This window comes from Mycobacterium sp., assembly GCF_052145595.1.
In the GTDB taxonomy this organism is placed as follows: Bacteria; Actinomycetota; Actinomycetes; order Mycobacteriales; family Mycobacteriaceae; genus Mycobacterium.
The window spans coordinates 1-4526 of sequence record NZ_JBKQOI010000258.1; the positions used below are offsets into that span (position 1 = coordinate 1).

At 63.4% G+C, this 4526-nt stretch carries 4 protein-coding genes; 2 read left to right on the plus strand and 2 right to left on the minus strand.

The window, feature by feature from the left end; genetic code table 11:
* Both ACLP4W_RS22425 and ACLP4W_RS22430 read left to right on the plus strand, forming a co-directional pair.
* The coding region (locus tag ACLP4W_RS22425; RefSeq protein ID WP_442389618.1) for an ATP-binding protein at nt 1-1457 on the plus strand (1457 nt) is incomplete at its 5' end.
* Between the two features lie 191 nt (nt 1458-1648).
* On the plus strand, nt 1649-1837 hold the full coding sequence (locus ACLP4W_RS22430) for a hypothetical protein (RefSeq protein WP_442389619.1): 189 nt from the start codon (nt 1649-1651) through the stop codon (nt 1835-1837).
* 274 nt (nt 1838-2111) lie between these two features.
* Here the strand turns inward: ACLP4W_RS22430 and ACLP4W_RS22435 are convergent, their stop codons facing one another.
* Nucleotides 2112-3053 (minus strand): TIGR03564 family F420-dependent LLM class oxidoreductase, encoded by a 942-nt coding sequence (locus tag ACLP4W_RS22435; protein ID WP_442389620.1) that lies wholly within the window; start codon nt 3051-3053, stop codon nt 2112-2114.
* Nucleotides 3054-3410: 357 nt separating this feature from the next.
* A complete protein-coding gene (locus ACLP4W_RS22440; RefSeq protein ID WP_442389621.1) occupies nt 3411-4007 on the minus strand; it encodes a hypothetical protein in 597 nt (198 codons plus the stop codon).
* Between the last annotated feature and the right edge of the window lie 519 nt (nt 4008-4526).

The window sequence follows — 4526 nt, forward strand, 5'->3', positions numbered from 1 at the left end:
TCCGGCTGCTAGTCGGCTCGCGGCGCGGCCTGGCACGCCACCAGACGCTCCGTCATGCGGTGGCCTGGTCTTACGACCTGCTCGACGACGCGGAGAAGGTGCTGCTGGACCGATGTTCGGTGTTCGCCAGCGGCTTCGACCTCGAAAGTGCCTGCGCGGTAGCAGGATTTGACGACCCCGACGACTATGCCATTCTCGATCTGCTCGATGCCTTGGTGCGCAAGTCGCTGCTCCTGGCAGATCGCTCCTCTGGGCATGCCCGGTTTTCGATGCTGGAGACGATCCGCCAGTTCGCCGAGGAGCAACTCGCCGCGAGCGGTTCGGCGACCGAGGTGCGAACCGCGCATGCCCGCTACTTCGCCGGGCGGGAAGCCGACATCCTGGCCCTGTGGGACAGCCCCCGCCAGCGGGAGGCCTACGACTGGTTCACGATCGAACTGGCCAATCTGCGCACCGCGTTCCGCTGGGCCGCCGACCGGGGTGATCTTGATGTCGCCGCCACTATCGCCACCTACGCGACGTTGCTCGGCTCTCTGGTCGAGAATTATGAGCCGATCGCCTGGGCCGAGGAGCTCATCGAGCCCGCCCGCGCCGTCGACCATCCCCGACTCCCGGTCCTGTACGTGATGGCGACGCAGTGCTTTATGGTCGGACGGATCGAGGAGGCTGTCGGCTATGCCGACGCCGCCCAGCTGGCGATCGCCAGTGGCCGCTACGAAGAGGTGCCGTTCGGCGGCGAGGGCGGGCTCGGCGCTGTGTACCTGGTTATCGGCCAGCCCGAACGATGCGTCGAGTGGTGCCGCGCCCAGCTCGCACCCGGCCGCGACACCCACACAATCACCAGGGCAACCCTGGTCGTCGCATTGACGATGGCCGGTCGCGCTGACGAGGCGAGGGCCGCCGCGAACGGGCTGATCGACGCCGCCGAAGCCACCCATAACCCCCATGCGCTCTCGTTCGCGCTTCGCAACTACGGCTACGCCTTCCGCGACGCTGATCCCCTCCGCGCGCTGGAGGCCCTGCGCCGGGGCCTGGTGATCGCCCAAGACAGCGGCAACCGCTTCGTCGAATCCCTCCTGGCGATCGTTCTGCCACGGCTTGAGGCCGAACATGGCGACCCGCTGGCGGCGCTCGATCACATCACTCTGGCCATCCGCAACTACTACGACTCAGGCAACGTCGGCCTTATCCGTTCCGCCCTGGTAACTCTCGCATTCTTCCTCGACCGGCTCGAACGCTTCGAACCAGCGGCCACCATCGCCGGTTTCGCGTTCAGTCCCTTGACCGCAACGGTTCCTGAGTTCAGCGCCGCGATCACCCACCTCCGCGACGTCCTCGGTGAGGCGACCTACGAATCGCTCGCCCGCAAGGGTGAAACGATGACCACCGCCGCCATGGTGACGTACGCCTACGACCAAATCGACCAGGCCCGAACAGAACTCGAACACCCGAGCTGAATGCCCCCTCAGGAGCGGAGGCGCTCGGCGAGGGGGTAGGGGTGCAAAAGTCTGTCCGAGCGCCGCATCCATGCTCACGGTCGTCCCGCTGCTACCGACGCCTTCGCCGGAGGACGCCACCGGCGAAGGCGCGGCGATGCGGCGAGCGGGACGGACAGCCGACTTACAACGTGCTCAAGAACAGTAAGCGCATGTACGTCGCGCTGAACCCTGGCCGAGCTGACGCAGGCGATCGAGCCGAACGGGCCGGCGGGGAGGCCCGTGTCAAGGGTCGCCGCGCGGTGGATATGGCCGCCGAGGCGCAGTATGAGCCACACAGTTTCGCACTGGCCACCGCGCTGCTCAACACGATCACGCTGATCGCGCGGCAGCCGCCATGAGTGGGGGGCGCGGGCGGCCGTGTCCGAGATCGCTACCTACGCGAAACTGGCCAGGAGTCGATCATCAAGATGATGCCGTGGCTTGACGACCAGGGCCGGGGGAGGCGATCGGGATTCTCGCGGAGTTACGGCGGCCGATCGATCGGACGTAGCGGCAGAATTGGTGCGGCCCAACGGCATCGACGGGCGAGACCGCAGCCTCCAGGGGTCGCCAACGTAGTTCGCCACGCTCAGCCCGCCGCGGATCGAATACTTGCGAAGTAGCCTGACCACCCTAGTTGCCATACTCCCGCAACAGCTTCCGTGTGCGGGCGCGGCCCTCCGCGGAGGCATCGAACGGGTAGCCGACAAACTCGTCGACACCGGCGTCGCGCAGCTCGTCGATCCGTTCGGTGACCAGGTTCTCCTCACCGATCAGTGCGGCGTCTTGCGGGTCGCGGTAGCCCTCGTGATCAAGCATCGCGCGGTATGACGGCAACTGCCCATACATGGCGAACTGCTCCGCGGCTTGTGCACGCACTGTCTCGACGTCATCTGTGACGCTGACCGGAACCGCGGCGACCACCCGCACAGCGCCGTCTGTGCGACCCGCCTCAGCGGCGGCCCCCCGGAGTGTGGGACCGATGTGTTGGGCAAGGGTCTTGGGTCCGGTCATCCACGTGAGCGTGCCCGCACACCGCCGGCCCGTCAGCCGCAGCATCTGCGGACCCAGCGCCGCGATGCAGACAGGTGGCGCAGGTGCATTTGGAATGCGCACCACCCCTCGGGTTGTCACAGTCTCTCCAGTCGCACTGGCTTCCTGTCCCGACAGCAACGGAAGCAGACCATCGAGGTATTCGCTGAGTCGGCGGACGGGCTTGTCCCACGGAATCCCCCACATGCCCTCGGTGACCACGCGGTGGGTCATGCCGAGCCCGAGCGTGAACCGACCGCCGGAAATCAAGCTGATCGTCAGGGCACGCTGCGCGAGTAGCATCGGGTGCTGGTTCTGGATGGGCAATACACCAGTCCCGACCTCGATCGTGTCGACCTCCCGGAACGCGACCGCCAATACAGTCAACAGATCGGCCTGGTAGGGCATTTGAGGTGCCCACACTCGCCGGAACCCTTCGTCTCGCAGCTGCGCGAGTTCATTTACGAACTCATCGACCGGCGAACGCGTGGGGTCGTCACTGAGATAGCAGTTCACGCTGACTTCCACAACAGCCTCCTTCATGGTCGGAGCCCCCGCTGACCATCCAACTCCCCTCGATCCGCCGCGACTATCCCCCCATCCCCACCGACAGTGAAACGGTGCCATTGGCACGATTAGGACGCGTGGCAACGAGGTCAGCCGCGGGGGCCGGCACCCGTCCTACTAGCCGCGATGCGTTTCAGGGCTTTACTTATTCCCTGTTGCGTGATGTTGCCCAGCCTTTTGGCGATTTGGCTCTGCGACAGGCCACGGTTGTGCAACTTGGCGATCAGCTCATCGCGCTCTACGGCGGATAGGCCATCGTAGTAGAAGCTGCGACGAATACCGCGATCAGCGTCGTACTCTGCGCCAGAGCCGCGCCAAGCTCCAGCCGGTGTGTTAGGCGCTCGAAACAGAGTCCGAGGCGCTAAGAGCGTGAGCTTTCTTCAGCAGCGCTTTCGTATGGGGCCCATACCAGTTGCGGTGTTTCGTAATAAATTTGTCCAACTGTGGCCATGTACCGATGATGTGCACGAAATAGTCGTCCCAATAGCCCTCGTAGCCTTCCGGCAGGAAGGGGGCCTGGCTGGATACATGATCGATCAAATCAGCGAAGACTTCAGCGACAGAGGTACCAAGCGCCGAGTCCTCCGTCTTTGGTCGCGTCACGGCGTGGAGGTACTCAGGATGATCGGCCATCCACCGGCCAATCGTGAGCATCTCCTGTGAAACGTTTTGACAGGCGTCGGCCTTGAGTTGCTTTACCTCTTCTTCGACCAACTTCGCCTGTTCTCCGACCGACTTGTCGAGAAGCCCAACCGATTTGTAGAGAAGATAGACCGCCACCAAGGTCGCCGCGGCAATGATCGCGGTGATCAGGTCGCCGCTGACTGTCCCGACAGCCGATACCGCCTCGCTGGTCGTTGCCGGCTCGAAGAAGCGAAGCTGTAAGGCTATCGCCAAAGCGGCGACTATGACGATGACGCCGACGACCATGGATAGCCAGGATTTTATTCTTGCCTGGGTCCGCGCTCTCCGTGCCTTCCACCAGTTGCCAAGCGGCCGAGCTGATAGAGAACCGAACCCGAATAATATTAAGGCTGTTCCGATCACAGCTACCACAAATAGCGGTATGCCCGCGAACTCTTTCAATTCGTTCCTCCAATGCACAATCGATGACCAGACGTTATGATCTCACCAGCGCAACGGTTTCGTGTGCATCCGAAGTCACGATGTCAGCCGAGATTCATTGCGATCGGCATGTGTGCCCTCGTGTGATCCGTTGTCTCGTGCAACAATTGGATAAAACTCCTCCGCGGGAGTCTCGACTTATCGGTCCGCCAGAAGGACAACCGACGACTACTTTGGTCGACGCGTCAGTTCACGACCTGGTCGGCAAGTGAAGCGAACTCCCACCCCGCTGCCCGCAATGCGGTGATCGGATCGCTAACTCGGGCGGCGGTACCCGACTTGGGATGGTTCATGTATGCCAGCATCACCAGTCGGCCGCCCAGC